This is a genomic window from Candidatus Methylomirabilota bacterium, from assembly GCA_027293415.1.
GTDB lineage: Bacteria > Methylomirabilota > Methylomirabilia > Methylomirabilales > CSP1-5 > CSP1-5.
This window is the reverse complement of record JAPUFX010000106.1, coordinates 1-4,454: the sequence shown is the minus strand read 5'-3', so window position 1 is coordinate 4,454 and position 4,454 is coordinate 1. Positions and strand designations below refer to the sequence as shown.

The window sequence follows — 4,454 nt, the reverse complement described above, 5'->3', positions numbered from 1 at the left end:
AGAAGTGATCCTTAAGGAGGAGACCCGTCCGGATCTCATCGGAGGACTTCTGATTGAGCTGGAGGGCAAGGTTTATGATGGTAGTATACGGACCCAACTCGAACGGATGAAGGAAACCATCGAACGAGGATAATCACTAGGCAAAGATATGTGAAATTTTCGGTTTAATTTCGACTGGGGGAATCGGGAAAAAGATCACTCGCGCAAAGGCGCAAAGGACGCCAAGCGTTTAGAAATTAACCGCCGAAAGATGGAGATAGAGCCGAATAACTTACCGCAGATTTACGCAGATTATCGCAGATGAAGAATGAGTCACTGCAGAGGCGCCCTTCGATGCACTCAGGGCCGCGAGCCAGTCGAATCGGTCGAACCACAGAGGGCGCAGAGAATTGCCTTTTTTGTTTGTCGGGAGACCACGACAAACAAAAACTTATCTGCATTTAGGCAAAATCTTTTGCCCAATCGTCGTCTCCCGATTGGGCAAAAATTCTTCCCTTTGCGTACTCTGCGTCTCTGCGGTGGAATGTCCGAATGCTTGTCTGCGAGAATCGGCGTAAATCTGCGGTTAAAAATTCTTTGCACCTTGGGTTTTGGCGCGATACACATTGTTGGAGTTGTTCTATTAAAATTTCTATGGGTAAGGGCCTAAGGAACTGATTGACAAGTCGGAGGATTGAAATGGACATAGGGACCGCCGAAATCAGCCGGATTATTAAACAGCAAATCCAGGACTACGATAAAGGTGTTCAGATTGAAGAAGTTGGGACTGTGCTATCCACCGGTGACGGAATTGCCCGGATTTATGGTCTCCAAAATGCTGCTGCTGGAGAGCTCCTGTCATTTCCACACGGGGTTTATGGCATGGTGCTGAACCTGGAAGAGGATAACGTGGGTGTCGCGCTCTTAGGTGAAACTCACCTCATCAAAGAGGGAGATACGGCAAAGCGTACCGGGAAAATCACCGAGATACCTGTGGGCAAGGCCCTCGTCGGGAGAGTCATCAATCCCCTCGGAGAACCCATCGACGGACGAGGACCCATTGAGGCCACAGAAAACAGAAGGATCGAACTCAAGGCCCCAGGAATCGTTGCTCGTCAGCCCGTTAAAGAGCCGCTCCAAACAGGGCTCAAGGCCATCGATGCGATGACCCCCATTGGCCGGGGACAGCGTGAGCTGATTATTGGAGACCGCCAAACCGGAAAGACGGCGGTGGTGATCGATACGATCATCAACCAAAAGGGGGGCGACGTCACCTGTATCTATGTTGCCGTCGGACAGAAGAGATCCACCGTAGCCCAGGTCGTGGACAAGCTCAGACAGTATGGCGCAATGGACTACACCGTGGTTGTATCCGCGAGTGCCTCTGAGCCCGCTCCGCTGCAGTACATAGCTCCCTACAGCGGTTGCACCATAGGAGAGCACATCCGCGACAACGGTGGCCATGCCTTGGTGATCTACGATGACCTCTCCAAGCATGCTGTGGCCTACCGCCAACTCTCGCTGCTCCTTCGTCGGCCTCCCGGACGAGAGGCCTTTCCTGGTGATATCTTCTACCTCCACTCCCGGCTGTTGGAGAGGGCGGCTAAAATGAACGACGCCCTCGGTGGCGGTTCTCTAACGGCTCTGCCCATCATAGAAACCCAGGCTGGGGATGTCTCTGCCTATATCCCTACCAAAGTCATCTCCATCACCGACGGTCAAATCTATCTCGAGACCGATCTCTTTTATTCCGGCGTGCGGCCAGCCATCAACGTGGGGCTCTCGGTTTCCCGAGTGGGGGGTGCTGCACAGATCAAGGCGATGAAGCAGGTAGCCGGAGGATTGCGTCTCGATCTCGCTCAATACCGAGAGATGGCTGCCTTCGCTCAGTTCGGGTCCGACTTGGACCAAGTCACTCAACGGCAGATCGCCAGAGGAAGCCGCCTGGTTGAGATCCTCAAACAGGGACAATACGAACCCCTTCCCGTAGCGAAGCAGATCCTTATTATCTATGTCGGTACCAATGGCTTCGTAGACCACCTACCGGTGGAGGCCATCAAGAAATACGAGGAAGAGCTTATTGCCTTTGTGGAGGCCAAGGCCCCTGACCTATTCGATGAGATCCTGAAGCGACGTGAAATAACCGACGAGATCAAAGGCAAGATCAACAAGATCCTGGAAGATTTCAACGCGAATTTCAAATAATTAAAGTTAAAACCATGGAACCAGGCTGGTCAAAAAGGTCCCAGATGCAAGGCTTCGGCGTAGCTCAGTCGAGCGGCGCGCGACAGACCGACGAGCGGAGGCGTACATGGAAGTACGTTGGAGCGAGGCGGTCCAGCGCAACGCCACAGATGGGCCTTTTTCAACAGTCTGAAAAGCAGTAATGGCAACCCTCAAGGTAATACGTAAGCGTATCAGTTCGGTGCGCAACACCCAGCAGATTACCAAGGCCATGAAAATGGTTTCGGCGGCCAAGTTGCGACGTGCCCAAGAGGCCGCGGAAAGGGCGCGCCCCTATGCGGAGAAGATGGTTGCCCTACTCAAGAATCTATCGTCTCGCACACCCGATGAAACCCATCCGCTGCTAATGGATCGAGAGGAAAATCGAATTGAGCTTATATTACTTACCTCCGATCGCGGCCTTTGCGGTGGTTACAACGCTAATTTGATCCGTACCGCAGAGGGGTTCCTCCGCACCCACACCCCGCAGGGCCAGGTCACCCTCACCGTGGTTGGACGCAAAGGAGCCGATTACTGCCGCCGCCGCAACGTTGAAATCGGCGATCGATACGTGAATATTGGGAACCGCCCGCTGGAGAGTTTGGCCGGCGAGATCGCAGAAAAAACCATAGGCCGTTTTCTAAGGGAGGAATCCGACGGGAGCTATATCCTTTATAGCCGCTTCCAGTCGGCTCTCTCCCAGGTCCCAACCGTGCAGAAACTCATTCCAGTGGCTAAGGGTGACGAGCCCGAGCAGGAGCAAGCCATTGAGTACCTGTTTGAACCCAGTGATCAGGCAGTGCTCTCGAGTCTGTTACCCAAGGTGGTGGAAGTAACCATCTATCGCGCACTCCTGGAAGCGGTTGCCAGCGAGCATGGGGCACGGATGACTGCCATGGAATCCGCCACAACCAACGCCGGGGATATGATCAGCAGTTTGACCTTACAAATGAACCGTGCTCGACAGGCCTCGATAACCAGGGAGCTCTTGGAGGTGGTCTCCACCGCCGAGGCATTGAAGTGATGCACGAAAGGGAGGTTATGAATCTATGAATGTGGGTAAGATCACACAGGTGACCGGAGCCGTGGTGGATGTGGAGTTTTCTGATGGCTCCATACCTCCCATCTACAACGCACTCAAAATCACCAATCCTGCCATCAGCGACCAGGAAGGAAACCTGATTGTGGAGGTAGCCCAACACCTGGGAGAAAATACCGTACGCTGCATTGCGATGGACGGCACAGATGGACTGGTTCGGGGGATGGCTGCCGTGGATACGGGTGAGGGTATTACAGTGCCGGTGGGTGAAGAGACACTAGGACGCATCCTCAACGTGATCGGCGAACCCATCGACGAAGGCCCGCCAATCCAGGCAAAGACCCGCCTTCCCATTCACCGTCCTGCCCCCGCCTTTGCGGATCAGGAAACCCAAGTCCAGGCCTTCGAAACGGGGATCAAAGTAGTCGATCTGCTCGCCCCCTACTCACGCGGCGGAAAGATAGGCCTCTTTGGGGGCGCCGGTGTGGGCAAGACCGTTATCCTGATGGAGCTGATTCATAACGTCGCGTTGAAACACGGCGGCTATTCCGTGTTTGGCGGCGTGGGGGAGAGAACCCGTGAAGGGAACGACCTGTGGCTAGAGATGAAGGAGTCGGGAGTTATCAGCAAGGCGGCGCTGGTCTATGGCCAGATGAGTGAGCCTCCCGGGGCCAGGGCACGTGTCGGCCTCTCAGCCCTCACCTTGGCAGAGTACTTCCGCGATGAAGAGGGAAAAGATGTTCTGCTCTTTATCGATAATATCTTTCGCTTCACCCAGGCCAATTCTGAGGTCTCCACCCTTCTCGGACGCATGCCTTCGGCCGTAGGGTATCAACCGACCTTGTCGACGGACCTGGGAGAATTGGAAGAGCGGATCACTTCAACACGCAAGGGTTCCATTACTTCCGTTCAAGCGATCTACGTCCCTGCGGACGACCTAACTGATCCCGCACCTGCGACGACCTTTGCCCACCTGGACGCCACAACGGTCCTCTCACGCCAGATCGCCGAACTAGGAATTTACCCAGCTGTAGATCCGCTCGATTCCACATCGCGTATTCTGGATCCACGGGTTCTCGGTGAGGAGCATTACCAGGTCGCTCGTCAAATACAGGTTCTCCTACAGCGCTATAAGGACCTCCAGGACATCATCGCAATTCTCGGGATGGACGAGCTATCCGAGGAAGACAGGCTCGTAGTAACCAGGGCGAGA

General features: G+C 54.4%; 3 protein-coding genes. All 3 read left to right on the top strand.

Annotation, left to right across the window (positions count from 1 at the left end; translation table 11 throughout):
- The first annotated feature begins 678 nt into the window (after window positions 1–678).
- Complete coding sequence (atpA, locus tag O6929_07945; GenBank protein ID MCZ6480319.1) at window positions 679–2,184, top strand: F0F1 ATP synthase subunit alpha; 1,506 nt, start codon at window positions 679–681, stop codon at window positions 2,182–2,184.
- Between the two features lie 181 nt (window positions 2,185–2,365).
- A complete protein-coding gene (atpG, locus tag O6929_07940) occupies window positions 2,366–3,226 on the top strand; it encodes an ATP synthase F1 subunit gamma (protein ID MCZ6480318.1) in 861 nt (286 codons plus the stop codon).
- 25 nt (window positions 3,227–3,251) lie between these two features.
- Window positions 3,252–4,454, top strand: a 1,203-nt coding sequence (atpD, locus tag O6929_07935; GenBank protein ID MCZ6480317.1) for a F0F1 ATP synthase subunit beta, incomplete at its 3' end; no start/stop codon positions are given.

Excerpts from the sequence above, each read along its gene's own strand:
- atpG (MCZ6480318.1), top strand. The coding sequence starts at position 2,366 with ATGGCAACCCTCAAGGTAATACGTAAGCGTATCAGTTCGGTGCGCAAC.
- atpA (MCZ6480319.1), top strand. The coding sequence starts at position 679 with ATGGACATAGGGACCGCCGAAATCAGCCGGATTATTAAACAGCAAATC.